This is a genomic window from Streptomyces sp. NBC_00647 (assembly GCF_045207245.1).
GTDB lineage: Bacteria > Actinomycetota > Actinomycetes > Streptomycetales > Streptomycetaceae > Streptomyces.
Genome location: NZ_CP109040.1, coordinates 7,354,180 through 7,379,290, shown reverse-complemented (window position 1 = coordinate 7,379,290; position 25,111 = coordinate 7,354,180). Strand labels below are relative to the sequence as shown.

Below are 25,111 nucleotides of genomic sequence, written 5' to 3'. Positions count from 1 at the left end.
CCTCCATCGTCCACATAGTGACGGTGAGTTGACCGGTCTGCGCCACCATGGTGTACTCCGGATCGTGACCGACACCTGTGTGCGCCTGTGGCGGAGGGTCCATATGGACCTCGTCCGCTATGCGGGCTGCGTGTGTCGTCCGTCCTTCTGACTTCGCATCCTTTCTCCCCGCGCGCCGCTCTCGTGCCACCGCGCGCCCCTCTCGCGAACCCTCAGGACGGTCCGAGTGTCTGTGTCACCCTCTGTCTCCATGTCTGCCCCTGTCACCGCCTCCCCCCGTACCCCCACGCAGGCCGACCTGCTCGCCTTCGTACGCCGTACGGCGGCCGACACCGCGTTGATCGCCTCGCTCCCCCTCGACCCCGAGGGCCGCACCTGGGTGCGGCTCGAAGGCCCCGGCGGCAGTGAGGCCTGGCTCATCGGCTGGCCGCCCGGGACCGGAACCGGCTGGCACGACCACGCCGAATCGGTGGGCGCCTTCCTCACGGCGTCGGGCGAACTCAAGGAGAACTCACTCGCCGCCCGGCTGCCCGCCGCCGGCTGGAAGACCCTTGAACTCACCGAAGAGATCGACCGGCAGCGGAGGCTGCCCGCGGGTACCGGCCGCGCCTTCGGCCGCCATCACGTGCACGAGGTGCTCAACGAGTCCACCGAGGAGCACGCGATCTCGGTCCACGCCTACTACCCGCCACTCCCGCAGATCCGCCGCTACAGCCGTACGGGCCTGCTCCTGCGTCTGGAGCACGTCGAACGTCCGGAGGACTGGCAGTGAGCACCCGGCAGCCCGTGGGCATCGACGCCTTGCTGGAGCAGGTCCGCGCGGGCCTGGACCGGGTGGAGGCCGAGGAGGCGTTCGAGGCGGTGCGGGCCGGCGAAGCGCTTCTGGTCGACACCCGGTATGCCGCCCTGCGCGAGCGCGACGGCCTCATCCCCGGCGCCCTCGTGGTGGAGCGCAACGAACTGGAGTGGCGGCTCGACCCCACGGGCAGCCACCGCGCCCCGGAGGCCACGAGCCATGACCTGCGGGTCGTGCTGTTCTGCAACGAGGGATACGCGTCGAGCCTCGCCGCCGAGTCCCTGCGCCGGCTGGGGCTGCACCGGGCCACCGATATGGTCGGCGGCTTCCAGGCGTGGAAGAGTGCCGGACTTCCGGTGACGGCGGCCGACGCGGAGGACTGACCGCCGGTCGAGCACGGCCGGGCGCCCCTTGAGGTAAGGGGCGCCCACTCTTGCGTGCTGCCCCTCACCTGTCACTCCTGGGCGGTGGCCACCGTGACGGGCCGCGTCCTCAGGGCCGCACGGCCGGGCAGGGCTGTCGCGACCAGGACGAGCAGTCCGGCGAGCCCGACGACCGTCCCGTGGACGAGTGGGGTGAGCACGGGGGCGGCGCCGCCCGTCATGCCGACGCTGAACGCGGTCAGGACGGCGAGGGCGATACCGCTGCCGAGCGTCGTCGCGAGCAGCAGCACCGACAGCGCCTCGGTCCGCAGCATGCGCAGCACCTGGCGGCGGGTCGCTCCGGCGAGGCGGAGCATCGCGAACTCGCGGACCCGCTCGGAGACGGACATGGCGAGCGTGTTGACGACGGCGATGGCGGTGAAGGCGAGAACCAGGCCCATGGCGAGGAGGTTCACCTCGGCGTTCGCCTGCCGACGCTCGGCCTGGATCGATTCCGTCCGGACCGGAGCGAGAACACGCACGGCCGGGAACTCACGGAGCGTAGTCGCGAGTTGTGTCTGTGTGCGGGCCGTGCCGACCAGGACGGAGGTGGCGAGTGGGTTGTCGACATGGCGGGCGACCAGGTCGTGGGCGAGGGTGAGGTCGCCGAAGCCCAGGCCCCTGGCGTAGACGGCGGCGACCGTGAGGCGGGCGGGCACGCCGTCACCCAGGGTGAGACTCAGCGCGCTTCCGGGCTTCAAGTGGAGCCGGTCCGCGGCGAGTTCACTGACGGCGACGGTGCTCTTCCCAAGGTTCTTCAGGGAGCCCGCGGTGACGTCCGGGTCCCAGGTGCGGGACAGCCCGGCCGGAGTGACGCCCTGGGCCGCGTATTTGTCCAGGCCCACGCGGACGGTCGTCCGGACGACCTCGGTGACCACGTCGTGCCGCGTACGCAGCAGACGGGCGGCTTCGGACGGGACTCCGGGTCCCTGGGCGGCGAGCACCCAGTCGGCGCGGATGCCGTCGCGCGCCTGGGCACGGGCCGCGTTCCCGAGGGTCGGCTGAACGAAGAGAACCGTGCAGGTCATGCCGATGAGGAGGGTGAGGGGAGTGACGACGGAAGCCATGCGGGCCGCGTTTCCGCGGAGGTTGGCGCGGGCGAGCCGTCCCCCGGGTCCGGACAGCCGCAGCGGGCCCGCGAGCAGGGCCGCGGTGGCCCGGACCAGCAGCGGTCCGAGCAGTGCGACGGCACCGGCGAGGACCACGACGGCCAGGAAGGTCACGGGAGTCGAGGCGGGTTCGGTGCGCAGCACGCTGAGCACGGCGACGAGGACGGCTCCCCCGGCGAGCAGCGCGAGACCGGCGAGGACTCGTCCCCAGGCCGGGCGGGCGCGCTCGACCCGGGCTTCGGCCAGTGCCTCGGCCGGGCGAATGCGAGCGACGCGACGGCACGAGATACGCGCGGCGGCCCAGGCGCCGAGCAGGGTGGCGGCGACGGCGGCGAACAGAGGGAAGACGCTGACCGTGTGCTGAAGCGTGGCAGGGACGGCACCGATGGCGACGAACCGGCTGTGCAGCCAACCCCCCAGCGGCAGTCCCGCGAGTGCGCCGATGACGCCGGCGGCGGCGCCCACGATCAAGGCCTCCCGGCCCAGGAGTGTGCGGATCTGTCCGGAGGTGGCCGCGATGGCGCGCAGCAGGGCGAGTTCGCGATGGCGCTGGCGGACCGAGAGCGCGAAGGTGCCGACCACCACCAGGACGGCCACGAGCAGCGAGGTGCCGCCCATCGCGCCGCCCATGCTGACCAGTTCGATCCTGGCGGCGGCCGCGTCCAGGAACTCGACCGGTCCACGGTCGTCGCCCGTGCTGACCTGTGCGGTGGTTCCGTTCAGCGCCCCGGCCACGGCCTGCCCGACATCGGTGATGTCCGTGCCGCTGTCGGGCAGCACCCCGAAGGCGGTGACCTGCCCGGGGTGCGCGGCCAGCCGCGTGGCCTCGGCGGTGGAGAAGAAGAGTGAGGTCTGGTGGCGCACATCGGTGGCGGGCGCGGCGATCCCGCTGATCCGGTAGGTGCGCGGTGCCTGTGTCGACTGGACGGTGAGCCGGTCGCCGGGCCGCAGACGGGCGCGCTCGGCGAAGCGACGGTCGAGGACAAGGTCGGTGTCGGCCTCGGGCGCGGTACCGGTGACGATCCTGTACGGGGTCAGCGCGGCGGACGCCCACGCGTGACCGTAGGCGGGCCGGTCCTTCTCGACGGTCGCGGCGGAGGTCAACGGCTGCGCCAGGAAGGTCAGTTCGGGGACGACCCGGTCCACGCCGGGCACGCGGCGCAGGCGGGCGGCGAGGTCGTCCGCGAGCCATGCCCGTTCCGCGATCGGTTTCGCCTTGTGCTTGACCTTGGTCTTGCCCTTCTTGTGCTTGACGGTCGTCCGGTGGACGTTCTGGTCGGCGGAGACCACGACCGGCGCCGCGGCATAGCGCTCGGTGCGGATCGTGCCGCGCAGGCCGGTCTCCAGGAGGGTGCCGCAGGCGGTGATGAGGGCGGCCGCGCACATCAGGGCGACAAAGGCGCCGAGGAAGCCGCCCTTGCGGGCCCGGACGGTCTTCAGGGCGTAGCGCAGCATCATGTCGGGTCGCTCTCTCTTCTGTTGTGGGGCTCTCTGTCGTGGAGTTCTCTTCTGTCGTGGGGCTCTCTGCCGCGGGGCGCCGACTCGCTCACAGGTGCGGCGTCGGGGGCCGGGAGGGCCAGGAACCGGGTGAGTACGGTGCGTGCTCCGGGCGGGGTGTCGGTGTCCGGGCGCTTGTAGCGGTTGAGGAGCGCGATGTACTCCTCGAAGAACGCGCGGAGTTCGGGGAGCGTGAGCCGGACACTGCCGCGCGAGTAGGGGAAGGCGTCGGCCCAGGGGTCCTCGCCCGCGCCGGCCCGCAGCTGCGCCTGCTCGAAGAGTTCGAGGTCGGCGGCGTACGCGTGATGGTTCAACTCGTCCATGACGAGACGCATCTCGGGGCTCTGCCGGCTGCGCGGCGGGAAGCGCCGGTCACCGGGAACCGCCCGCCACCAGCGCTCCCGGCCGTGCCCCTCCGCCGCGGCCTGTTCCTCGACGAACCCATGGCGTGCGAGTTCGCGCAGGTGGTAGCTGGTGGCTCCGGTGTTGAGTCCGAGCTCACGGGCGAGGGTCGCCGAGGTGGCCGGGCCGTGCAGGGTGAGGTGCTGCAGGATGCGCTGCCGACGGGGCTGGGCGAGGACCTTGAGCGCGGCGAGGTCGGAGAGTTCGGTGGGAGCGGAGAGTTCGGTGGGAGCGTGCGGCCCCTTCGGTGGTGCTGTCTCCCGCGCCCGGGGTTCCTGTGCCATGCGTACACAGTCGTCTGTGCACAGATGTCTGTGCACTGCGGTGACCAGGCGTCTTCGACCGGGGGTTAACCCCACCTCGGCCAAGGGGAGTTGACGTCAGGACATGCCTCCGGGCATGCGTGCGGGCCCTGAACGCGATCGGCGCCCCCGCGCGTCCACCGTGTTCAGGGCCCGTGATCGGACACCACTGCCCCGGCACCCCGGGTCGCCCCGGTGCCTCGAACCGCCCTCATGCGGAAGCCCGTGGGGTCAGAACCCCTCGTCCCCGAGCCCTTCCGTGTCCTCGCCCTCTTCTTCCAGCGCCTGGCGGACCACGCGCAGGGCCATGCCCTGGGAGTAGCCCTTGCGGGCGAGCATGCCCGCGAGGCGCCTCAGCCGCTTGTCGCGGTCGAGTCCACGTGTGGAGCGCAGCTTGCGGGCGACCAGCTCACGGGCGGTCGCCTCCTCCTGATCGGAGTCCAGCTGTCCTACGGCCTCGTCGATCAGCGTCGGCTCCACACCTTTGGTCCGCAGCTCCTGAGCGAGTGCCCGCCTGGCCAGCCCGCGGCCGTGGTGCCGGGACTCCACCCAGGCGTCCGCGAAGGCGCCGTCGTTGATCAGCCCGACCTCCTCGAACCGTGACAGCACCGCGTCCGCCACCTCGTCCGGGATCTCGCGCTTGCGCAACGCGTCCGCGAGCTGCTTCCGTGTGCGCGGGGTCCCGGTGAGCAGGCGCAGACAGATCGCTCGCGCCCGCTCAGCCGGGTCCCCCGGGGACTCCCCCTTCTCGGCCCTCGACGAGGAGGAGGTGCCTCCGTCCTGCGGGTCGCCGGACGGCTCACCGAAACCGCCCCGCCTCCGACGCCCTCGTCCACCACGCGGTCCGCCCTCACCGCGTCCACCACGCCGGGAGGCCGCGCCCGGCGAACCGCGACCGCCCGGCAGACCGTCACCCCGCCGCGCGTCACCGCCCGTCGAACCGCCGCCGTCCGGATCACCGTCGTCCGGATCGACGGCGTAGAAGCCGTCCGCGCCATGGAGCCCGTCACCGGCGCCGTACGACGCGCCGCCGTACCCCCCGACGCCGTCGTACGAGCTGTCACCGTCTCCGGCCGGGCCGCTGTCTCCCCCGCCGTACCCCTGCCCCGGCCCCTCGGAGGCGGGGGGGTAGGCGTACTCGGCCCAGTCGGTTCGTCGTGTCATGGACTAGCTCTTGGCCGCCGCGGCCCTGGACTTGGTGGCCTTGGCAGCCGGAGCGGGCACCGTCTTCGCGGCGTCGTCCGGGGCAGCCGAGACCGCAGCGTCCGCGCCCGGCACGGCGGTGGGCTCCTCGGTCTTCTTCACACCGACGCCCAGCTTCTCCAGGATCTTCTTCTCGATCTCGTTGGCGAGGTCGGGGTTGTCCTTCAGGAAGTTGCGCGCGTTCTCCTTGCCCTGGCCGAGCTGGTCGCCCTCGTACGTGTACCAGGCACCGGCCTTGCGGACGAAGCCGTGCTCCACGCCCATGTCGATCAGGCCGCCCTCGCGGCTGATGCCGTGCCCGTACAGGATGTCGAACTCGGCCTGCTTGAACGGCGGCGCGACCTTGTTCTTGACGACCTTGACGCGCGTACGGTTGCCGACCGCGTCGGTGCCGTCCTTCAGCGTCTCGATGCGGCGGATGTCGAGTCGCACCGAGGCGTAGAACTTCAGCGCCCGGCCACCCGTCGTGGTCTCCGGCGAGCCGAACATCACGCCGATCTTCTCGCGGAGCTGGTTGATGAAGATCGCGGTGGTCTTCGACTGGTTGAGCGCGCTGGTGATCTTCCGCAGGGCCTGGCTCATCAGACGGGCCTGCAGACCCACGTGCGAGTCGCCCATCTCGCCCTCGATCTCCGCGCGCGGCACCAGGGCGGCGACGGAGTCGATGACGATGAGGTCGAGCGCGCCGGAGCGGACCAGCATGTCCACGATCTCCAGGGCCTGCTCGCCGTTGTCCGGCTGCGACAGGATCAGGTTGTCGATGTCGACGCCGAGCTTCTTCGCGTACTCGGGGTCGAGGGCGTGCTCGGCGTCCACGAAGGCCACCTGGCCGCCGGCCTTCTGCGCGTTCGCCACCGCGTGCAGGGTCAGGGTCGTCTTACCGGAGGACTCCGGGCCGTAGACCTCGACCACGCGGCCGCGCGGGAGCCCGCCGACGCCGAGGGCGACGTCGAGCGCGGTCGACCCGGTGGGGATGACCTCGATGGGCTCATTCGGCCGCTCGCCCAGGCGCATCACGGCGCCCTTGCCGAACTGCCGTTCAATCTGCGCGAGCGCGGCGTCGAGCGCCTTCTCGCGGTCGGTTCCTGCCATGGGTTCCACCCGGTTTGCTTGAGTCGATCGCTTCACGTCAAAGACGCTAACGCCTGCCACTGACAATGCGCCCCGACGCCCGTCCGGCCTGTGGATAACTCGGGCACATCTCCGTCGAAACCATGCCGAAATACCTGTCGAGACCTCCGCCGGAACTTCCATAAGAATGGATGTTCGATTTTCGTGTCAAGCGCACCACGCGGCACCTCCGAGACTACGTTCACACTCCGACAACGCCCCGAATGTCCCGCCGGACCGGGCCGCGCACCTGTCTCGGCGGACGTCCCGGCGCCCGTCCCGGCCGCGGGCTACTCTCCCGGGCGTACCGCCGGTTCCTCCGGCCGTACGACGACGGCGCCCCGCCCGCCCGGCACGCTGTGGGTCATGCGAACGACGAGGACCAGGCCTCCGACGACGGCCCGCCCCCTGATGCGGCCCGAGCCCTCGCTCCGGCCGGCCGAGTGGCTCTGCTGCGCGACGGGCGCCCTGCTCGTCCTCTCGGGATGCCTGCATCTGCTGGTCTTCGCCGTCGACGGCGGCCCCTGGGACGGTCCCGTCTCCTGGCGCAAGCCCGTCACCTTCGGGCTTTCCTTCGGGCTGACGCTGATCGCGATCACGTGGGTCACGTTGTACGTGCGCGTCGGGGCGAGGCTGCGCACCGCTCTGCTCGTCGTGTTCGCCGCGGACTGTGTGGTGGAGGTCGGCGGCATCACCCTCCAGGCGTGGCGCCGGGTGCCCTCGCACCTCGACATGGAGACCGGCTTCGACACGGCGGTGTCCATGATGCTCGCGGTGGGCGGCGGGGTTCTGGTCGTGCTGCTGACCGTGTTCGCCGTGGCCTCCTTCCGGAGCCGGCCCGCGGGCCCTGTGGGCATGCCGCTCGCCGTGCGCTCCGGGTTCGCGATCCTGCTCGTCGCGCTGGCCTCGGGCGCCGCGATGATCGCGCGCGGGGTCGTCCTCACCCGGACCGGCCACCAGGAGGCCGCGTACCACTCGACGGCTCCGCTCAAGCCGCTGCACGGAGTGAGCCTGCACGCCGTTCTGGTGCTGCCCGCGCTGGCCTGGCTGCTGTCGCGCACCGGCTGGAGCGACAGGGCCGCACAGCGGGTCATGTACGGGGCCGTCGGCTGCTACGCGACGGCCGTCGTCGCCGCCGGTGTCCTGGCGGTCCTCACCTGGTGAACGTCACCGGCCGAACAGCCGCCGCACGCCGGCGACGAATCCGGCCGAGCTGCGCGTGCGGTGCCCGTGCACCCGCGGGTCGTCCGTGACGTCGTACCGCTTCACATACGCCCCCAGGAACGCCTGCAGGGTGGCGACGGCGGGGATGGCGATCAGGGCGCCGACGGCGCCGAGGAGCGCGGTGCCCGCGATGACGGACCCGAAGGCGACCGCGGGGTGGATGTCCACCGTCTTGGAGGTCAGCTTGGGCTGCAGCACGTAGTTCTCGAACTGCTGGTAGACCACGACGAAGATGAGCACCCACAGCGCGTACCAGGGGTCGATCGTGAACGCGATCAGCATCGGCAGGGCACCCGCCAGATAGGTGCCGATGGTCGGGATGAACTGGGAGACCACGCCCACCCACACGCCCAGCACGGGCGCGTAGGGCACGCCCAGCGCCTCCAGCAGGATGTAGTGCGCGATGCCCGAGATCAGCGCCATCAGACCGCGTGAGTACAGATAGCCGCCGGTCTTGTCGACGGCGATCTCCCAGGCGCGCAGCACCTCGGCCTGCCGGACCGGCGGCAGCACCGAGCACAGCGCGCGCCGCAGCCGCGGTCCGTCGGCGGCGAAGTAGAACGAGAACAGCGAGATCGTCAGCAGCTGGAAGAGTCCGCCCAGGACCTGCCCGGACACGTCCAGGACGCCGGTGGCGCTGTTCTGGACGTACTTCCGCAGCCAGTCGGAGTGCAGCAGGCTGTCCTGGATGTCGACCCGTCGCAGGTCGGTGTGAAAGTGCGTGTTGATCCAGTTGATGACCGAGTCGAGGTAGTCCGGGAAACCCTCGACCATCTTGATGATCTGGCCCGCGAGCATCGAGCCGAGCAGGGTGACGAACCCGGCGATCACGATCAGCGAGCCGAGGAAGACGAGGAAGGCGGCCAGTCCCCTGCGGACGCCCCGTGAGGCCATCCAGCTGACCGCGGGTTCTATCGCGAGCGCCAGGAAGAACGAGATCAGGATATTGATCAGCAGGCCGGTGAGCTGGTGGAACGCCCAACTGCCCAGCTGGAACACGGCGATGAGCGCGAGGGCGAGCACCATGGCGCGCGGCAGCCAGCGCGGCATGCGCGCGGCCTGCCCGGCGGCGCCCCCGCCCGGCGGGTCGGGGGGCGTGGTGCCGAGCGGTGATGTCTGCTGGTCTACCTGCGTGTTCTCGTCAGTCGGGGCCACGGAGCAAGTCTGGCCCACGCCACCGACAATGGATCCACGTGCCCCGGGTCTTCGGTCCCGTCAGCGGTTTTCGCTCGGAACGTTCATGGTCGCGCACACCACACGCCACACGTCCTTGGCCTCCCAGCCCGCGTTCAGCGCCTCGTGGACCGTACGCCCGCCGAGTTCCGTCATCACATGATCGCGCGCGAAGGTCTCCGCGTACCCCGCGCCGAAGTGATCCGCCATTCGCTGCCAGAAAACCGTCAACCGCATGACACCAGTATCCCGCCCCTGAGAGTGGGCCCTGGCCGGGGACCGCCTGCCGAGACCGCTTTCCGCCCTACGGTCTGACGCATGGCCGAAACAGGAGCATCCCCACTCCCCCAGACGCCCCCGTCGCCCTCCCCGGTCGCGCGCGCCGAGGACTTCGTCTGGCTCACCGCGCGCGTGCTGGAGCAACGCCGCTTCGCGTACCACTTCCTCGACGGCGACGCCGACGCGGTGGAGACCGCGCTGGCCGCCTACCGCAACGACGACGAAGGGTACGGACACGCGCTCGAACCCGATCTGCGCGGCCCTGTCAGCCAGCCGCTGCACACCGGGCACGCGCTGCGCGTACTCGACTCGATCGGACGCTGCGGCGGCCAGCGCGTGGAGCGTGTGTGCCGCTATCTGACCTCCGTGTCGACGGCGGACGGCGCGCTGCCCGCGATCCATCCCAGCCAGCGCGGCTATCCGACGGCTCCCTTCGTGCCGGTCGTCGACGATCCGCCGAGCGAACTCCTCGCCACCGGCCCGGTGGTGGGTCTGCTCCACCGCAACGAGGTGTGGCACGCCTGGCTCTTCCGGGCCACCGACTTCTGCTGGCAGGCGGTCGAGTCCCTGGAGAAGTCCCATCCGTACGAGATCGAGGCGGCGGTCGCCTTCCTGGACTCCGCGGCGGACCGCCCGCGCGCGGAGGCGAGCGCCGACCGGCTGGGCCGCCTCGTCCGTGAGCACCGGCTCGCCGCGCTGGACCCCGGGCGCCTGGAGGCGTACCCGGTCGCGCCCGGGTACGCGCCGGGTGAGCACCACTTCCCGCACGACTACGCGCGGACTCCGGGATCGCTCGCGCGCGCGTGGTTCACCGACGACGAGATGGCGCGCTCGCTCGACCACCTCGCGGACGAGCAGCAGGAGGACGGCGGGTGGCCGATCCGATGGCGCCAGTGGGCACCGGGCACCGCCCTGGAGTGCCGCCCCATGGTGACGATCGAGGCACTGCGCACGCTCCGGGCGTACGGCCGGCCCATCGACTGAGGCCACGGCGGGCCGGGGTGCCGAGCGGGGGCGCCCGGGTGCCGGGCCCTGGAGGTCGGGTGCCGGGCACCGCCGATCCGGGTGCCGAGCGGGGGCGCCCGGGTGTCCGGCCAGATGTCAGCCTGTCATCGCGCGGACGCCGGCCGTCACCACCACGGCCGCGGCGACCACCAGCAGGAACGGGGCGCGCAGGATCAGCGCGACAGCGGCCGCCGCGAGCCCAGCGGCCTTCGCGTCGACGACGAGGACGCGCCCGTCGGCGAAGGTCTGCTGGGCCGTGAGGGCGGCCAGGAGGGCGACGGGCAGCAGAGCGGCGAGGCGCTGCACGAGCGGCCGCTCCAGTACGCCGGCGGGGATCAGCAGACCGATGAGTTTGACGGCGTAGCAGCCGACGGCGGTGACGCCGATGGCGATCCAGATGTTCAACGGTCTTCCCCTGATACGTCGTTCGGTGCCCCGGCCGGTGTCTTCCCGGGTGAGCCGGGCGGTACCTCGTGCGGCCCGCCGGTGGGCGCGTCGGCGGTGGTGGGCGCACCGCGGCGGCCCGTCACGTAGAGAACGGCGGGGGCGGCCAGGGCGGCCACCAGCACGGGGACTCCGGCAGGCAGCACGGGCAGCAGACCCAGCCCCAGAAGGACGGCGATTCCCGCGACGGCACGTTCTGTGGTGCTCTTCAGCATCGGCGCGAGCAGCGCCAGGAACACGGCGGGCCCGGCGGCGTCCAGGCCCCAGGCGTCGGTGTCGCCGATGGCCTCGGCCCCCGCCGCGCCGAGCAGCGTGGTGAGGTTCCACAGCAGGTACAGGGACAGGCCGGTGACGGTGAAGCCGAGGCGGACGCTGCGGCGGGTGGGCTGGGCGAGCGCGACGGCCGTCGTCTCGTCGATCACCCACTGCGCGGCGAACGGACGCACCGCGCGCGGGAGGGCGAGGAGCTGTGACAGACGCAGACCGTAAAAGGCGTTGCGGACCCCGAGGAAGAACGCGCCCGCTGCGGCGGTGAGCGGGTTGCCCCCGGCCGCGAGGGCCCCCACGAGCGCGAACTGCGACGCCCCGGTGAACACCAGGAGGCTGAGCGCACAGGTCTGCAGCAGGGAGAGCCCGCTGCCGGCGGAGGTCACCCCGAAGGCGAAACCGGACAGTCCGACGGCGACCCCGACTCCAAGGGCGTCGCGGATGACGGCGGCGTCGGGTTTTCCGCCTTCTTCACTGCGTATGTCTGCGAGAGCTGTCTGTTCTGCCACGCACCGGACGGTACGAGGAGACCGCCCGCAACGTCTTGTACGTTCTTGCGCTCGCGCTGGTAGGCGCCCGGGGGGACGCCCACGATCCGGGTGAAATGCCGGTTGAGGTGCGGCTGGTCGGTGAAGCCGACGGCGACGGCCGCCTCGGCGGGAGCGGAACCGGCGTCCAGGAGGTGTCGTGCCCGGCGCACGCGCGCGTCGGTCAGCCAGGTGTGGGGCGGCATCCCATAGGCGTCCCGGAACGCGCGCAGCAACGCGAACGAGCTGGTGCCGAGGTCGGCTGCCAGCCGTTCCAGGGTCGGCGGCTCGGCCATCCGTTCCTCCAGCACGCCACGCGCGCGTGCGGCGAGCCGGCCGCCGGCGGTGCGCACGGCCCGCTGCGGCAGCGGACCTCCGTTCAGGCGCAGCAGCCGGGTCACCGCGACGCGCAGCAGGGTGTCGGCGGCCAGCGCGTTGCCTTCCTCGGCGGCCCGGAGCACCTGGTGGACCAGGCCCGCGGCGTAGGGATCGTCGAGTACCGGACGGGTGAATCCGGGGGTGCCGCGAAGGGTGGTCGTCTCGGCGGCGATCTCGGCCACCATGTCCGGCGAGGGGTACACCGCGCCGTACCTCCAGCCCTCGGGAACGCCCGCGCGCCCGGTGTGCGGGGTGTCGGGGTTGACGAGTGCCAGGGAACCCGGGCCGGCGTACTGATCGGCGCCGCCGTGGTGGAAGACCTCGACGCCCTCGGTGATGGCGGCGATCACGAAGTTCTCGTGGGTGTGCCGCACGAAGATCTTCTCGACGTAGCGGGCGCGCAGCAGATCGACGCCGGGCAGCTCCGCGTACTGCCAGTGCCGTGCCCGCTCCTGCCCCGAACCTGCCACCTCCTCATTCTCCGCCACCGCGCCAGGACCCACCGCCGAAGCGCCCGCCCCTCCCCGCCCCGAGCCCGACACACCTCGCCCCGCCCCCGACTCTCCCCGTCCCGCCTCACCTCACCTCGCCCCCTCCCGCCTCGCCCCACCTCGCCCCCTCCCGCCTCACCTCACCTCGCCCCGCCCCGCCCCGCCTCGCCCCGCCTCGCCCCGCCGAGGTGTTCTCGCAGGTCAGAGCGATTGTCAGTGGCCGGGTGCAGGATGGACGCATGGTCAGCTCCGCGCACCGAGCTCTCGACGGCTTCTCCCCCGCGACCCGCGGCTGGTTCACGGGGGCCTTTTCCGCGCCCACCGCGGCCCAGGCCGGGGCGTGGGCGGCCATCGGTGCGGGCTCGGACGTGCTGGTCGTCGCCCCCACCGGTTCCGGCAAGACCCTGGCCGCGTTCCTCGCCGCGCTCGACCAGCTGGCCTCGACGCCGCCGCCCGCGGACCCGAGGAAGCGCTGCCGGGTTCTGTACGTGTCACCGCTCAAGGCGCTCGCGGTCGACGTGGAGCGGAATCTGCGCAGCCCGCTGACCGGCATCCGGCAGGAGTCCGTGCGGCTCGGCCTCCCGGAGCCGGAGGTGAAGGTGGGGATCCGCTCCGGCGACACCCCGCCCGCCGAGCGCCGGGCGCTGGCCACCCGCCCGCCGGACATCCTGATCACGACCCCCGAGTCGCTGTTCCTGATGCTGACATCGGCCACACGCGACGCGCTGACGGGCATCGAGACGGTGATCCTGGACGAGGTGCACGCGGTCGCCGGCACCAAGCGCGGGGCCCACCTCGCGCTCACTCTGGAGCGCCTCGACGAGCTGTTGCCGAAGCCCGCCCGGCGTATCGGCCTCTCGGCGACGGTGCGTCCCGTGGACGAGGTGGCGCGCTATCTCTCGCCCCAGCGCAAGGTGGAGATCGTCCAGCCACCGTCCGGCAAGGAGTTCGACCTCTCCGTGGTCGTCCCGGTGGAGGACCTGGGCGAGCTGGGCGGATCCCCGGCCGCCGACGGCAAGGAGGGCGCGGAGAAGCCCTCCATCTGGCCGCACGTCGAGGAGCGGATCACCGACCTCGTCCAGTCCCACCGCTCGACCATCGTGTTCGCCAACTCGCGTCGCCTGGCGGAGCGTCTGTGCAACCGGCTCAACGAGATCGCGTACGAGAGGGCGACCGGCGAGCCTCTCGACGAGGCGCATGCCCCGGCCCAGTTGATGGGTGGCTCGGGCGCGGCTCAGGGGGCGCCGCCCGTTATCGCCCGGGCCCACCACGGCTCGGTCTCCAAGGAGCAGCGGGCCCAGGTCGAGGAGGACCTGAAGGCCGGCCGTCTCCCCGCCGTGGTCGCCACCTCCAGCCTCGAGCTGGGCATCGACATGGGCGCGGTCGATCTCGTCATCCAGGTCGAGTCCCCGCCGTCCGTGGCGTCGGGGCTCCAGCGCGTGGGGCGCGCGGGTCACCAGGTCGGCGCGGTCTCCACCGGCGTCGTCTTCCCGAAGTACCGGGGCGACCTGGTGCAGGCGGCCGTGGTCACCGAGCGCATGCGCACGGGCTCCATCGAGTCCCTCCGGATCCCCGCCAATCCTCTCGACGTGCTGGCCCAGCAGCTCGTCGCCATGACCGCGCTCGACACCTGGCAGGTCGACGACCTGCTCACCACGGTCCGCCGGGCGGCCCCCTTCGCGGCCCTCCCGGAGTCGGCGTTCACGGCCGTGCTCGACATGCTCGCGGGCCGCTATCCGTCCGACGCCTTCGCGGAACTCAGGCCCCGCGTGGTGTGGGACCGCGTCGCGGGTACGGTGACCGGCCGCCCCGGCGCCCAGCGTCTCGCCGTCACCTCCGGGGGCACCATTCCCGACCGCGGGCTCTTCGGGGTCTTCCTGGCGGGGGCCGATCCCAAGAAGGGCGGCGGCCGGGTCGGTGAGCTCGACGAGGAGATGGTCTACGAGTCCCGCGTGGGTGACGTCTTCACGCTCGGCACCAGCTCCTGGCGCATCGAGGACATCACCCGGGACCGGGTCCTCGTCTCCCCGGCGCCCGGTGTCCCCGGCAGGCTGCCCTTCTGGAAGGGCGACCAGCTCGGACGTCCGCTCGAACTGGGGCGCGCGGTGGGCGCCTTCCTCCGCGAGGTCGGCTCGCTCCCCAAGGACGACGCCCGCCTCCGCCTGCTCGCCGCGGGCCTCGACGCCTGGGCCGCCGAGAACGTCCTGGCGTACCTCGCCGAACAGCGCGAGGCCTGCGGTCACATCCCGGACGACCGCACGATCGTCGTCGAACGCTTCCGCGACGAGCTGGGCGACTGGCGGGTCGTCGTGCACTCCCCCTTCGGTGCCCAGGTCCACGCCCCCTGGGCTCTCGCCCTGGGTGCCAAGCTCTCCGAGCGGTACGGCATGGACGCCCAGGTCATGCACGCCGACGACGGCATCGTGCTGCGGCTGCCCGACGCCGACCTGATGGGGCTGGACCTGCTCGACCAGGCGCCCACGAAGGCGGGCACGGAGTGGGACGCGGAGCAGGCACCGATCGGCGCGGCGGACGTCGCCTTCGACAAGGGCGAGGTCCATCAGATCGTCACGGACCAGGTCGGCGGCTCGGCTCTCTTCGCCGCCCGCTTCCGTGAGTGCGCCGCCCGCGCCCTGCTCCTCCCGCGCCGCAACCCCGGCAAGCGCACTCCCCTGTGGCAGCAGCGGCAGCGCGCCGCTCAACTGCTCCAGGTGGCCAGCGAATTCGGTTCGTTCCCGATCGTCCTGGAGGCGGTGCGCGAATGCCTCCAGGACGTCTTCGACGTCCCGGGCCTCACCGAGCTCATGGGCGACATCGAGTCCCGCAAGGTGCGGCTCGTCGAGGTCACCACACCCGAGCCCTCCCCCTTCGCCCGCTCCCTGCTCTTCGGATACGTCGCCCAGTTCCTGTACGAGGGCGACTCGCCCCTCGCCGAGCGGCGGGCCGCGGCGCTGTCGCTGGACTCACGTCTGCTGGCCGAGCTCCTGGGCCAGGCCGAGCTGCGCGAGCTCCTCGACGCCGACGTCCTGACCGAGCTGGAGCGCGAACTCCAGTGGCTCACCGAAGACCGCCGTATCAAGGACGTGGAGGGTGTCGCCGACCTCCTGCGTCTGCTGGGACCTCTCACCGACGCCGAGTTGGCCGAGCGGGGCGCGAGGCCGCAGTGGGCCCAGGAGCTGGCCGGCGCCCGCCGCGCCATCAAGGTCCGGATCGCCGGGGCCGACCACTGGGCCGCCATCGAGGACGCCGGCCGGCTGCGCGACGCGCTCGGCACGGCGCTTCCCGTCGGTGTCCCGGAAGCCTTCACCGAACCGGTCAAGGATCCGCTCGGCGATCTCCTCGCCCGGTTCGCCCGCACCCACGGACCGTTCACCTCCACGACGGCCGCCGCCCGTTTCGGCCTCGGCACGGCCGTCACCGACGGCGCACTGCACCGGCTCGCCGCGAACGGCCGTGTCGTCCAAGGGGAGTTCCATCCGGCGGGCATCGGCCAGGAGTGGTGCGACGCGACGGTGCTGCGCAGGCTGCGCCGCCGTTCGCTCGCGGCGCTGCGTCATGAACTCGAGCCGGTGCCACCCGCCGCGCTCGCCCAGTTCCTGCCGCAGTGGCAACACGTGGGCAGTGGTCACGGGCTGCGCGGCGTCGACGGACTGGTGCGCGCCGTCGAGCAGTTGCAGGGCGCGTCCGTGCCGGCGTCGGCGTTGGAGAAGCTCGTCCTGCCCTCCCGGGTCGCCGGTTACACGCCCGCGCTGCTCGACGAGCTCACGGCCGCCGGGGAGGTGATCTGGGCCGGAGCGGGTTCGCTGCCGGGCAAGGACGGCTGGGTCTCGTTGTATCTGGCGGACGCCGCCCCCCTGCTCCTTCCCGCCGCGCACCCCCTGGAGCCGACCGCGCTTCACCAGTCGGTCCTCGACACGCTCTCCGGGGGCTACGGCCTCTTCTTCCGCCAGATCGCCGACCAGGTCCGCGCCACGACTCATCCCGACGCCACCGATCCGCAACTCGCGGACGCGATCTGGGACCTGGCCTGGTCCGGGCGCCTCACGAACGACACGCTCGCACCGATGCGCTCGCTCCTGGGTTCGGGCCGCACCGCGGGGTCCACGGCGCACCGTGCCAAGCGCGCGGTGCCTCGCGGGCGCTACGGCTCTCTCACGGGAGGCGCGCGCCCCCAGTCGCGTACCGGCCCTCCCACGGTGGCGGGCCGCTGGTCCCTGTTGCCCGAGCGGGAGCCCGACCCCACCGTGCGTGCCCACGCCCTGGCCCGCACCCTGCTCGACCGGCACGGCGTGGTGACCCGGGGTGCCGTGGCCGCGGAGGGCGTCGAGGGCGGCTTCTCGGCGGTGTACCGCATCCTGTCGGCCTTCGAGGACAGCGGCCAGGCGCGGCGCGGGTATGTGGTCGAGGGTCTCGGTGCCGCCCAGTTCGCGATGGACGGCGCGGTGGACCGCCTCCGTGCCGCGGCGAACGCCCGGGACCGGGGCGACGCCCTGCCCGACCCGGCCCTCATGGACAACTCCCCCGGCGCTCACGGTTTCCCTGACGACCGCGGCTCGACGAGCGGACGGGGTTTCGCCCTCGGCCCCGCGGACCTCCCCGGGTTCCCTGACCTCTCGGCGTTCCCGGGCGCCGAGGATTTCCGGAATCCCTCCGGTACGCCCGGTCCCGATGGACACGAAGCGGGCATCGGCGACCCCGACTTCGGCGACGGCGACGGCGACGGCGACGGCCACACCTTCTCCGCCGACTCCGCCTTCCCGGCCGGCTCCCGCTACCCCGACGCCCCCCACCGCCAGAACACCCCGCCCCACCGCAACGGCTCGCCGTACCCGACGAACGGCTCCGGCTATCCCGGCAACCCGGGTTTCCCGGGCGCCCGTTCCCGTACGGCCTCCCCGGCCGTCGTACTGGCCGCCGCCGACCCCGCGAACGCCTACGGAGCGGCCCTCTCCTGGCCCGAGCCCCCGACCGAGGCGGGCCACAAGCCGGGCCGCAAGGCAGGTTCCCTGGTCGTCCTGGTGGACGGCGAGCTGGTTCTCTACATGGAACGCGGCGGCAAGACCCTGCTCGCCTGGCCCACGGACCCGGACAGGTCGGTCTCGGAGGACCCGCGCCTGCGTGCCGCGGCGGAAGCCCTGGCCGCTGCCGCCCGCGCGGGTTCGCTCGGCACGGTCACCGTCGAGCGCGTCAACGGCGCCTCGGCCCTCACCTCGCCCCTCGGCACCCTCCTGGAGGGAGCGGGGTTCATCGCCACACCACGCGGACTACGCCTGCGCGCGTGAGAACCGGTCCCCGGCCGAAGCGTCCACCCCGAGCTCCACCCACGCGTGCCACCCTGGAGTCATGCCCGAAGGAGACACTGTCTGGCAGGCCGCGAGGCGGCTGCACGTCGCCCTCGCGGGCCAGGTGCTGACCCGTTCCGACCTGCGGGTGCCCCAGCACGCCACGGCGGACCTCACCGGTCGCGCCGTCCTGGACGTCACCCCGCGCGGCAAGCACCTCCTCACCCGGATCGAGGGCGGTCTGACCCTGCACTCGCATCTGCGGATGGACGGTTCGTGGAAGGTGTACGAGACCGGCCGGCGCTGGAGCGGCGGTCCGGCACACCAGATCCGGGTCATCCTCGGCACGACGGACCGCACGGCGGTCGGGTACCGGCTGCCCGTACTGGAGCTGCTCCGCACCACCGACGAGGCCCGAGCGGTCGGTCACCTCGGCCCCGACCTCCTGGGTCCGGACTGGGACCCGGGCACGGCCCTGGCGAACCTCCTTCGCGATCCCGACCGCCCCCTCGGCGAGGCCCTCCTCGACCAGCGGAATCTCGCCGGCATCGGCAACGTCTACAAGAGCGAGCTGTGCTTCCTGCTCGGCGTCACCCCGTGGCTCCCCGTCGGCGCCCTGCCCACCGATCTCGCCGTCCAGCTGCCGGTGCTCGCCAAGAAGTTGCTGGAGTTCAACCGCGACCGTCCGGCCCGCGTCACCACGGGGCGCCGCGAGCAGAACCTCTTCGTGTACGGCCGCGCCTCTCGCCCCTGTCTGCGCTGCGGGACGCGGATCCGCTCGGCGAACCAGGGCGACGGTTCCCGCGAACGCCCCACGTACTGGTGCCCTCGATGCCAGACGGGCCCCGCCCCGCCACCCGGCGGCCACCACACCACCCCGGAGTACCGACCCACCGGCTACGAGTCCCCGACGCCGGACCAACGGCACCGCTAGAGACAGGCATCGGGCTCACGCGACGGCGCATCAAGTCCGTACAGATAATTGACGGCCCGTCAGAAACCCTCGTACCGTCACCTCATGGCCCTCCCCGCGTACGACCTGACCGGGCGCACGGCATTCGTCACCGGCGCGGCCGGCGGCATCGGCCGCGCCTCCGCGCTCCTGCTCGCGGAGGCGGGCGCCACCCTTCACTGCGCGGACATCGACGAGCAGGGGCTGCACGAGACGGCGACGCTGATCAAGGGCCAGGGCGGCACCGCCCGTACCCACCCGCTCGACGTCACCGACCGCGCCCAGATCCAGCAGGCCGTGGCGTCGTGCGGACGTGTCGACGTCATGGCGGCGATCGCCGGGATCATGCACAGCAGCCCGGTCCTGGAAACCCTGGACGAGGATCTCGACCGGGTGCTGAGCGTCAACTTCAAGGGCGTGCTGTACCCCTGCCAGGAGGCGGCGCGCTCCATGATCGCGAACAGCGCCCGGGGCAGCATCATCACGATGGCCTCGGGCGCGATCGACAGCGGCGGCCCCGGCCTGCTCTGCTACAGCGCGGCCAAGGCCGCCGTCGTCCAGCTGACGAAGACGCTGGCGACCGAGGTCGGCCCGCACGGTATTCGCGTCAACGCCGTGGCGCCCGGCTGGATCCGAACCCCCATGACCGATCGTCACGGCGAGAAGCAGGCACACACGGAGGCGTTCATGGCACGCCTCTCACCGCTGGGCCGTGTCGGCGAACCCGAGGACATCGCGCACGCCGTGCTGCACCTCGCCTCGGACGCCTCGGCGTTCACCACGGGCCAGATCCTGCGCCCCAACGGCGGCGTCGCCATGCCCTGGTAGCCGGCCTCCCGCCGTCCCGTACACCGGCCTCGCCCACGAGAACCCCCGCCCGCACGCCCCCGACCGCCGGCTCACCCCAGCGCTCACACCGATGCGCCCACGATCGCCCCTCCCCCACGGAACCCACCGCGCCCCACCGGCCCCTAGCCCACCCCCGAAGCACGTCCCCCACCGCTCCCGCGTCGACGCCGGACCTCCCCCCAGTAGGCCCGCCAACGGTCCGACCCCACGGCGCCTACCGCCCGGGACTTCGGGACACAGTGCACCGGCAGCAGGCTGAGCCCCCATCCGCCCGCCGCGACCGCCCCTTCGAGCACCCCGGCATCGGGCGCCAGCGCGAGCCGGAGCACGCTGCACCACCACAGCGCGCCGAGCACCAGGGCAGCCCCCCGGCGCACTATTCGCCCTGGCATGGCACCCTCCTCCGGCCCGGTGACGGGCCGCCGACATCAAGCGCGAGCAGGGCACACCGACGGCGCACGGAAGGGGCCGGGGCGGAACGGCTCCCCGGCCGTCACCCGTTCTCCGCCTGGAACATCCAGTGATGCTTCTCGAGGTCGGCCGTGATCCCGATGAAGATGTCCTGGCTCACCGGATCGGGGTCACCGGTGGCGGCCACCCGCTCCCGCATCCGTGTGATCACCGCGCCCAGCGCCTCCACGAGTGCCCGCACGGCGTCGCCGTCCTTGATCCAGCCCTCGGGCGTCGCTCCGATACCGCTGCTCGACGCCACCGTCGCGGCCCGCCCGTCCGGCGGCACGCCCAGGGTCGAGGCCCGCTCCGCCACGGTGTCGGAGTGCAGTCGCGCCGTGTCCACGACCTCGTCGAGCTGGAGGTGGACGGAACGGAAGCGGGGCCCCACCACGTTCCAGTGGACCTGCTTCGCCACGAGCGAGAGGTCCACGAGGTCGACCAGGGCGCCCTGCAGCGCCTCGGCGACGGTCTTCAGGTCCGCGTCGGACAGGGAGCTCTTCACGACGTACATCCACATCCTCCGATTCACCGCGGCAACGCCCGGCCGGCTTCGCCGCACCTCCACCATGGAGGCCACGCCGGATACCGGCAAATGGACCCATAAGGGAAAAGGGAACCGTCGGCGACCGGCAGGGCCCCGTGCAACGCGAAAGCCCCGGCCGGACCCCTCCAGGTCTCCCTGGAGAGCCCCGGCCGGGGCTTTCGATACGCGTGCTCAGCCCATGGAAGCGAGCTGGTGGGCGTCAGGCGGCGACGACGTCGACCGCCTCGGCAGGCGCCTTGATCGTGACCCGTTCCGGTGGCACACCGGTCACCGATACGGAATTGAGCATCGGGCGACGAACCGGTGCGGGCACCGGTTCGGTGGCCGCAGCCGACTGTGCCAGCTCGGCGAGGGCGAGCTCGTCGCTCACTTCCCGCATGAGCTCGGACATCCGTACGTCCAGCGCGTCGCAGATCGCGGAGAGCAGCTCGGAGGATGCCTCCTTCTGCCCCCGCTCCACCTCGGAGAGATAGCCGAGTGAAACTCGGGCGGACGAGGAGACTTCGCGCAGAGTACGGCCCTGGCGCTGGCGCTGCCGACGCAGCACGTCACCCAGCAGGCGACGGAGCAGAATCATCGGTGGCTCCCTCCTCGGACCGCGTAGCCGCATCCTTCACGCCCCACCGTACCGCCTTGCGCCGCGGCCGTGCGGGGAGCGATGTCGTGTTCACTCAGGGCTGCAAACATCAAAACCCCCCGTTCTGTTCCGTATCCTGTGCCCGCTCATTCCCGGTCTGTTCGCCCGCGAGCTCCTGGAGGAGCAGCGCGAGTACGCTGCGTACACTCTCCATACGGATTTCCGCCCGGTCGCCGTTCAACCGCAGCGGCGCCACTTTCCCGCCACGAGCGGTCAGGAAATTTGACCCGGGGGGCCCTTCGACGGCCACGTAGACCGTGCCGACCGGCTGTCCGTCCTGGGGGTCCGGACCGGCGACGCCGGTGGTCGAGATCCCCCAGTCCGCGCCCAGCGCCTTGCGCACTCCGGTCGCCATCTCCGCCGCGACCTGCGGATCCACCGCACCGCGCTCGGCCAGGAGAGTGGCGTCGACGCCCAGCAGTTCGTTCTTCAGTTCGGTGGCGTACGCGGTCACCGACCCCCGGAAGACCTTCGAGGCACCCGGCACCGCGGTGATCTCCGCCGCCACCAGACCACCGGTGAGCGACTCGGCGACAGCGAGCGTCTCGCCCCTCACCGTGAGTAGTCGCACCACTTCAGTGGCCGCGGAACTCACCGCTCGGCCTCCGCGGCGGCCGCCCGCCGCTCGGCGATTCCTCGCCTGCGCAGCACAATGGCCTGTCTCACATAGTCGAGCCCGGTGACCACGGTCAGGATGACCGCGACGGCCATCACCCAGAACCTCAGAGTGGCCAGGGCCCCCGTCAGCGCCAGGATGTACATGCCGACGGCCGTGCCCTGGGCCAGCGTCTTGAGCTTGCCGCCGCGGCTCGCCGGGATGACCCCGTAGCGGATCACGATGAAGCGGAGCAGGGTGACGCCGAGCTCCCGTCCGAGGATCACGAAGGTGACCCACCAGGGCAGATCGCCGAGGGCGGACAGACAGATCAGCGCCGCGCCCATGATCGCCTTGTCGGCGATGGGGTCGGCGATCTTCCCGAAGTCGGTGACGAGGTTGTACGTGCGTGCCAGGTGACCGTCGAAGATGTCGGTGATCATGGCGACGGCGAAGGCCGCCCACGCCCAGGCGCGCATGGCGGGGTCGTATCCGCCGTCGGCCAGCATCAGCGCCACGAAGCCCGGCACGAGGACGAGCCGGATCATGGTCAGGATGTTGGCGATGTTCCAGAGGCTGGCCTGGTTGACGGCCGCGGCGCCCAGCTTCCCGCCCCGGGCCGGCTTCGCGTCCCCCGGAGCACCGGATGCGCCGGGAGCGCCCGTCGCACCTTTGGCGCCGGGGGAGCCGCCTGCCGCGGATGCCGGGACTCCGGTCATCTGGCCGCCTCCTCAGTACACGCGAGCGAGCCGAGGAGCAGCGGCTCGGCCACCAGGTCGACACCTTCCGTACCGACCACCTTGGCCTCGACGATACGGCCGACGGTCAGACCCTCGCCGCTCGTGAACAGCACCTGGCCGTCCGTCTCCGGTGCCTGGTGCGCGGCGCGGCCGTACGCCCCGTCCTCGTCGTCGCCGAGGGACTCCACCAGCACGTGCACGGTCTCGCCCACACGCTCCTCGGCGCGCTGGGCGACCAGTTCCTCGGCGAGCCGGGAGACGCGAGCGAGGCGCTCGGCGACGACGTCCTCGTCCAGCTTGTTCTCGTAGGTCGCCGCTTCGGTGCCGTCCTCGTCGGAGTACCCGAAGACACCGATCGCGTCGAGGCGGGCGCCCGTGAGGAAGCGCTCCAGCTCCGCGAGGTCGGCCTCGCTCTCACCGGGGAAGCCCACGATGAAGTTGGAGCGCACACCGGCCTGCGGGGCCTTGGAGCGGATGGTGTCGAGCAGTTCCAGGAACCGGTCGGTGTCGCCGAAGCGGCGCATCGAGCGGAGCACGTCGGGCGCGGAGTGCTGGAAGGACAGGTCGAAGTAGGGCGCGATGTTCGGCGTCGACGTCAGGACGTCGATGAGTCCCGGGCGCATCTCGGCGGGCTGCAGGTAGCTGACGCGCACGCGCTCGATGCCGTCGATCTCGGCCAGCTCGGGCAGCATCGTCTCGAGGAGACGGATGTCACCCAGGTCCTTGCCGTACGAGGTGTTGTTCTCCGAGACGAGCATCACTTCCTTGACGCCCTGCTCGGCGAGCCAGCGGGCCTCGTTCAGGACGTCGCTGGGGCGGCGCGAGATGAACGAGCCGCGGAAGGAGGGGATGGCACAGAAGGAGCAGCGGCGGTCGCAGCCGGAGGCCAGCTTCACGGAGGCGACCGGTGATCCGTCCAGGCGGCGGCGCAGGGGCGCGCGGGGGCCGGAGACCGGGGCGACGCCTTCGGGGAGGTCCGAGGGGGCGCCGTGGCCGGGAAGGGCCACTTCCTCGCCGGCGCTCTGCCGCTCGGCCGGGCTGATCGGCAGCAGCTTGCGCCGGTCCCGCGGGGTGTGGGAGGCGTGGATGCCGCCGTTCAGGATGGTCTGGAGGCGGTCGGAGATGTCGGCGTAGTCGTCGAAGCCGAGCACGCCGTCGGCCTCGGGAAGCGCTTCGGCGAGTTCCTTGCCGTACCGCTCGGCCATGCAGCCCACTGCCACGACGGCCTGGGTTCTGCCGTGTCCCTTGAGATCATTGGCTTCGAGGAGGGCGTCGACGGAGTCCTTCTTGGCTGCTTCGACGAAGCCACAGGTGTTGACGACGGCTACGTCCGCTTCCTCGGCGTCCTCCACGAGTTGCCAGCCGTCCGCCTCCAAGCGGCCTGCGAGCTCCTCCGAGTCCACCTCGTTACGGGCGCAGCCAAGAGTGACAAGTGCGACGGTACGGCGTTCAGGCATGGGCTCAAGACTACTTTGTCTCACCGACAGCCCACGTCGACGGGGTTGGCCGATCTTGGCCAACCCCGTACCGGCTTGTTCCTTCGGACCCCTAGCCGACCTGCGGGTCGCCCTTCGTGTACGTCAGACGCTCGACGGCGCCCGGCTGGAAGTCGTCGTCGATCTTCTTGCCGTTGACGTACAGCTGGATGGCGCCGGCGTCCCCCAGGATGAGGTTGATCTTGGAGCTGTCCTGGAAGGTCTTGGACTCGCCCTGCTTCAGGAGTCCGTCGAAGAGCATCCGCCCGTTGTGGTCCTTGGCGGAGATCCAGCTGCGTCCGTCCGCTGCGCTGACCTGGACGGTCACCTTGTCCTGCGGGGCGGCCGCGATGGCGCTGTCGGAGGGCTCGGGCTTCGGGTCGGCGGGCTTGCTGGCGGCCGTGCTGGGCGAGGCGGACTTCTTGGTGGTCGGCGTGGACCCCTCGGCGACCTGAGTCTTCGAGCCGTCGTCGCTGTCGCCGCCCTTGACCGCGGTGAACCCGACGAAGCCGATCACCGCGACGATCGCGGCGACCATGGCGGCCGTCCAGTTCGGTCCGCGCCGCTCGGGACGGATGCGCTCCGCCTCGAAGAGCGGGGCGGCGGGCGTCGGCGCGGGACGTCCGCCGTGGTCGGCGTCGTACTGCGTGAGCAGCGGGGCCGGATCGAGCCGGACGGCGCGGGCCACGGTCCGGATGTGCCCGCGGGCGTAGACGTCGCCACCACACGGGGCGAAGTCGTCCTGTTCGATGGCATGAATGATGGTGATACGGACGCGGGTGGCGTTGCTGACGTCGTCGACGGTCAGACCGGCCTCGATGCGTGCCTGCTGGAGGGCACGGCCGATCGAGAGCCGCTCGGCCGTACGGTCGTCTTCGAACGGACGCTCGTCTTCGGGTGAGTTGCCGTCAGGGGAGTTGACGATGGACACGGGGGCGCCTTTCGAGCGTGTAGC

24 protein-coding genes are annotated in these 25,111 nt (G+C 71.9%); 8 read left to right on the top strand and 16 right to left on the bottom strand.

Annotated elements, in window-relative coordinates; all coding sequences use genetic code 11:
- The first annotated feature begins 64 nt into the window (after window positions 1-64).
- The 3 genes from OG788_RS32485 to OG788_RS32475 all read left to right on the top strand — a co-directional run bounded on the left by OG788_RS32485 (window position 65) and on the right by OG788_RS32475 (window position 1,179).
- Window positions 65-151 (top strand): putative leader peptide, encoded by an 87-nt coding sequence (locus OG788_RS32485; RefSeq protein WP_318722129.1) that lies wholly within the window; start codon window positions 65-67, stop codon window positions 149-151.
- A 99-nt stretch (window positions 152-250) separates the two neighbouring features.
- Window positions 251-772, top strand: coding sequence for a cysteine dioxygenase (locus tag OG788_RS32480; protein ID WP_406374746.1), 522 nt, complete (start codon window positions 251-253; stop codon window positions 770-772).
- Complete coding sequence (locus OG788_RS32475) at window positions 769-1,179, top strand: rhodanese-like domain-containing protein (RefSeq protein ID WP_406374745.1); 411 nt, start codon at window positions 769-771, stop codon at window positions 1,177-1,179. Before OG788_RS32480 ends, OG788_RS32475 begins: the two co-directional genes overlap by 4 nt.
- 71 nt (window positions 1,180-1,250) lie before the next feature.
- On the opposite strand, the gene OG788_RS32470 is transcribed toward OG788_RS32475, so the two are convergent.
- The 4 genes from OG788_RS32470 to recA all read right to left on the bottom strand — a co-directional run bounded on the left by OG788_RS32470 (window position 1,251) and on the right by recA (window position 6,823).
- Complete coding sequence (locus tag OG788_RS32470) at window positions 1,251-3,785, bottom strand: ABC transporter permease (protein ID WP_406374744.1); 2,535 nt, start codon at window positions 3,783-3,785, stop codon at window positions 1,251-1,253.
- Window positions 3,782-4,510 carry an ArsR/SmtB family transcription factor gene (locus tag OG788_RS32465; protein ID WP_406374743.1) on the bottom strand — a complete coding sequence of 243 codons (729 nt, stop codon included), beginning with the start codon at window positions 4,508-4,510 and terminating at the stop codon, window positions 3,782-3,784. The genes OG788_RS32470 and OG788_RS32465 overlap by 4 nt, the downstream gene beginning before the upstream one ends.
- A 249-nt stretch (window positions 4,511-4,759) precedes the next feature.
- Window positions 4,760-5,692 carry a recombination regulator RecX gene (recX, locus tag OG788_RS32460; RefSeq protein ID WP_406374742.1) on the bottom strand — a complete coding sequence of 311 codons (933 nt, stop codon included), beginning with the start codon at window positions 5,690-5,692 and terminating at the stop codon, window positions 4,760-4,762.
- Window positions 5,693-5,695: 3 nt separating this feature from the next.
- Window positions 5,696-6,823, bottom strand: a complete 1,128-nt coding sequence (gene recA / locus OG788_RS32455) for a recombinase RecA (RefSeq protein ID WP_351549786.1) — start codon at window positions 6,821-6,823, stop codon at window positions 5,696-5,698.
- A 429-nt stretch (window positions 6,824-7,252) separates the two neighbouring features.
- Here recA and OG788_RS32450 point away from each other — a divergent pair, with 429 nt between their 5' ends.
- Window positions 7,253-8,005, top strand: a complete 753-nt coding sequence (locus OG788_RS32450) for a hypothetical protein (protein ID WP_406376904.1) — start codon at window positions 7,253-7,255, stop codon at window positions 8,003-8,005.
- A 3-nt stretch (window positions 8,006-8,008) separates the two neighbouring features.
- Here OG788_RS32450 and OG788_RS32445 read toward each other — a convergent pair whose 3' ends face one another.
- Both OG788_RS32445 and OG788_RS32440 read right to left on the bottom strand, forming a co-directional pair.
- A complete protein-coding gene (locus OG788_RS32445; protein WP_406374741.1) occupies window positions 8,009-9,220 on the bottom strand; it encodes an AI-2E family transporter in 1,212 nt (403 codons plus the stop codon).
- A 60-nt stretch (window positions 9,221-9,280) separates the two neighbouring features.
- Window positions 9,281-9,475, bottom strand: coding sequence for a DUF3046 domain-containing protein (locus OG788_RS32440; protein WP_351549795.1), 195 nt, complete (start codon window positions 9,473-9,475; stop codon window positions 9,281-9,283).
- 81 nt (window positions 9,476-9,556) lie between these two features.
- Between OG788_RS32440 and OG788_RS32435 the strand changes: the two genes are divergently transcribed.
- Window positions 9,557-10,501 (top strand): hypothetical protein, encoded by a 945-nt coding sequence (locus OG788_RS32435; protein ID WP_406374740.1) that lies wholly within the window; start codon window positions 9,557-9,559, stop codon window positions 10,499-10,501.
- 117 nt (window positions 10,502-10,618) lie between these two features.
- Here the strand turns inward: OG788_RS32435 and OG788_RS32430 are convergent, their stop codons facing one another.
- Genes OG788_RS32430 through OG788_RS32420 form a run of 3 tightly spaced genes read right to left on the bottom strand, consistent with a single transcriptional unit; the run spans window position 10,619 to window position 12,608 of the window.
- Window positions 10,619-10,927, bottom strand: coding sequence for an AzlD domain-containing protein (locus tag OG788_RS32430; RefSeq protein ID WP_266763369.1), 309 nt, complete (start codon window positions 10,925-10,927; stop codon window positions 10,619-10,621).
- Window positions 10,924-11,715 carry an AzlC family ABC transporter permease gene (locus OG788_RS32425; RefSeq protein ID WP_406376903.1) on the bottom strand — a complete coding sequence of 264 codons (792 nt, stop codon included), beginning with the start codon at window positions 11,713-11,715 and terminating at the stop codon, window positions 10,924-10,926. Before OG788_RS32425 ends, OG788_RS32430 begins: the two co-directional genes overlap by 4 nt.
- Window positions 11,616-12,608 (bottom strand): AraC family transcriptional regulator, encoded by a 993-nt coding sequence (locus OG788_RS32420; RefSeq protein ID WP_351549801.1) that lies wholly within the window; start codon window positions 12,606-12,608, stop codon window positions 11,616-11,618. The genes OG788_RS32425 and OG788_RS32420 overlap by 100 nt, the downstream gene beginning before the upstream one ends.
- A gap of 260 nt (window positions 12,609-12,868) precedes the next feature.
- Here OG788_RS32420 and OG788_RS32415 point away from each other — a divergent pair, with 260 nt between their 5' ends.
- The 3 genes from OG788_RS32415 to OG788_RS32405 all read left to right on the top strand — a co-directional run bounded on the left by OG788_RS32415 (window position 12,869) and on the right by OG788_RS32405 (window position 19,691).
- Window positions 12,869-17,911, top strand: a complete 5,043-nt coding sequence (locus OG788_RS32415) for an ATP-dependent helicase (protein WP_406374739.1) — start codon at window positions 12,869-12,871, stop codon at window positions 17,909-17,911.
- Between the two features lie 61 nt (window positions 17,912-17,972).
- On the top strand, window positions 17,973-18,845 hold the full coding sequence (locus OG788_RS32410; protein ID WP_406374738.1) for an Fpg/Nei family DNA glycosylase: 873 nt from the start codon (window positions 17,973-17,975) through the stop codon (window positions 18,843-18,845).
- An 84-nt stretch (window positions 18,846-18,929) separates the two neighbouring features.
- Window positions 18,930-19,691, top strand: coding sequence for an SDR family NAD(P)-dependent oxidoreductase (locus tag OG788_RS32405; RefSeq protein WP_406374737.1), 762 nt, complete (start codon window positions 18,930-18,932; stop codon window positions 19,689-19,691).
- Window positions 19,692-19,834: 143 nt separating this feature from the next.
- On the opposite strand, the gene OG788_RS32400 is transcribed toward OG788_RS32405, so the two are convergent.
- The 7 genes from OG788_RS32400 to OG788_RS32370 all read right to left on the bottom strand — a co-directional run bounded on the left by OG788_RS32400 (window position 19,835) and on the right by OG788_RS32370 (window position 25,087).
- The gene (locus OG788_RS32400) at window positions 19,835-20,104 is read right to left on the bottom strand and encodes a hypothetical protein (protein WP_351549813.1); all 270 of its coding nucleotides are present in this window, start codon (window positions 20,102-20,104) and stop codon (window positions 19,835-19,837) included.
- 101 nt (window positions 20,105-20,205) lie between these two features.
- Window positions 20,206-20,676 (bottom strand): DNA starvation/stationary phase protection protein, encoded by a 471-nt coding sequence (locus tag OG788_RS32395; protein WP_351549816.1) that lies wholly within the window; start codon window positions 20,674-20,676, stop codon window positions 20,206-20,208.
- 232 nt (window positions 20,677-20,908) lie between these two features.
- Window positions 20,909-21,286 carry a helix-turn-helix domain-containing protein gene (locus OG788_RS32390; RefSeq protein WP_037620346.1) on the bottom strand — a complete coding sequence of 126 codons (378 nt, stop codon included), beginning with the start codon at window positions 21,284-21,286 and terminating at the stop codon, window positions 20,909-20,911.
- Between the two features lie 109 nt (window positions 21,287-21,395).
- Window positions 21,396-21,941: a CinA family protein gene (locus OG788_RS32385; RefSeq protein ID WP_406374736.1), complete on the bottom strand. Its 546-nt coding sequence runs from the start codon at window positions 21,939-21,941 to the stop codon at window positions 21,396-21,398.
- Entirely contained in the window at window positions 21,938-22,660 is a 723-nt protein-coding gene (gene pgsA / locus OG788_RS32380) for a CDP-diacylglycerol--glycerol-3-phosphate 3-phosphatidyltransferase (protein WP_406374735.1), read from the bottom strand. Before pgsA ends, OG788_RS32385 begins: the two co-directional genes overlap by 4 nt.
- On the bottom strand, window positions 22,657-24,138 hold the full coding sequence (gene rimO, locus OG788_RS32375) for a 30S ribosomal protein S12 methylthiotransferase RimO (protein ID WP_351549824.1): 1,482 nt from the start codon (window positions 24,136-24,138) through the stop codon (window positions 22,657-22,659). Before rimO ends, pgsA begins: the two co-directional genes overlap by 4 nt.
- A gap of 91 nt (window positions 24,139-24,229) precedes the next feature.
- Window positions 24,230-25,087, bottom strand: a complete 858-nt coding sequence (locus OG788_RS32370) for a helix-turn-helix domain-containing protein (protein ID WP_406374734.1) — start codon at window positions 25,085-25,087, stop codon at window positions 24,230-24,232.
- Between the last annotated feature and the right edge of the window lie 24 nt (window positions 25,088-25,111).

Coding starts and splice junctions, on each gene's coding strand:
- OG788_RS32390 (WP_037620346.1), bottom strand. CDS start 21,286: ATGATTCTGCTCCGTCGCCTGCTGGGTGACGTGCTGCGTCGGCAGCGC.
- OG788_RS32435 (WP_406374740.1), top strand. CDS start 9,557: ATGGCCGAAACAGGAGCATCCCCACTCCCCCAGACGCCCCCGTCGCCC.
- OG788_RS32470 (WP_406374744.1), bottom strand. CDS start 3,785: ATGATGCTGCGCTACGCCCTGAAGACCGTCCGGGCCCGCAAGGGCGGC.
- OG788_RS32465 (WP_406374743.1), bottom strand. CDS start 4,510: ATGGCACAGGAACCCCGGGCGCGGGAGACAGCACCACCGAAGGGGCCG.
- OG788_RS32405 (WP_406374737.1), top strand. CDS start 18,930: ATGGCCCTCCCCGCGTACGACCTGACCGGGCGCACGGCATTCGTCACC.
- pgsA (WP_406374735.1), bottom strand. CDS start 22,660: ATGACCGGAGTCCCGGCATCCGCGGCAGGCGGCTCCCCCGGCGCCAAA.
- OG788_RS32410 (WP_406374738.1), top strand. CDS start 17,973: ATGCCCGAAGGAGACACTGTCTGGCAGGCCGCGAGGCGGCTGCACGTC.
- OG788_RS32480 (WP_406374746.1), top strand. CDS start 251: ATGTCTGCCCCTGTCACCGCCTCCCCCCGTACCCCCACGCAGGCCGAC.
- OG788_RS32415 (WP_406374739.1), top strand. CDS start 12,869: ATGGTCAGCTCCGCGCACCGAGCTCTCGACGGCTTCTCCCCCGCGACC.
- recA (WP_351549786.1), bottom strand. CDS start 6,823: ATGGCAGGAACCGACCGCGAGAAGGCGCTCGACGCCGCGCTCGCGCAG.
- rimO (WP_351549824.1), bottom strand. CDS start 24,138: ATGCCTGAACGCCGTACCGTCGCACTTGTCACTCTTGGCTGCGCCCGT.
- OG788_RS32400 (WP_351549813.1), bottom strand. CDS start 20,104: ATGCCAGGGCGAATAGTGCGCCGGGGGGCTGCCCTGGTGCTCGGCGCG.
- OG788_RS32395 (WP_351549816.1), bottom strand. CDS start 20,676: ATGTACGTCGTGAAGAGCTCCCTGTCCGACGCGGACCTGAAGACCGTC.
- OG788_RS32440 (WP_351549795.1), bottom strand. CDS start 9,475: ATGCGGTTGACGGTTTTCTGGCAGCGAATGGCGGATCACTTCGGCGCG.
- OG788_RS32450 (WP_406376904.1), top strand. CDS start 7,253: ATGCGGCCCGAGCCCTCGCTCCGGCCGGCCGAGTGGCTCTGCTGCGCG.
- recX (WP_406374742.1), bottom strand. CDS start 5,692: ATGACACGACGAACCGACTGGGCCGAGTACGCCTACCCCCCCGCCTCC.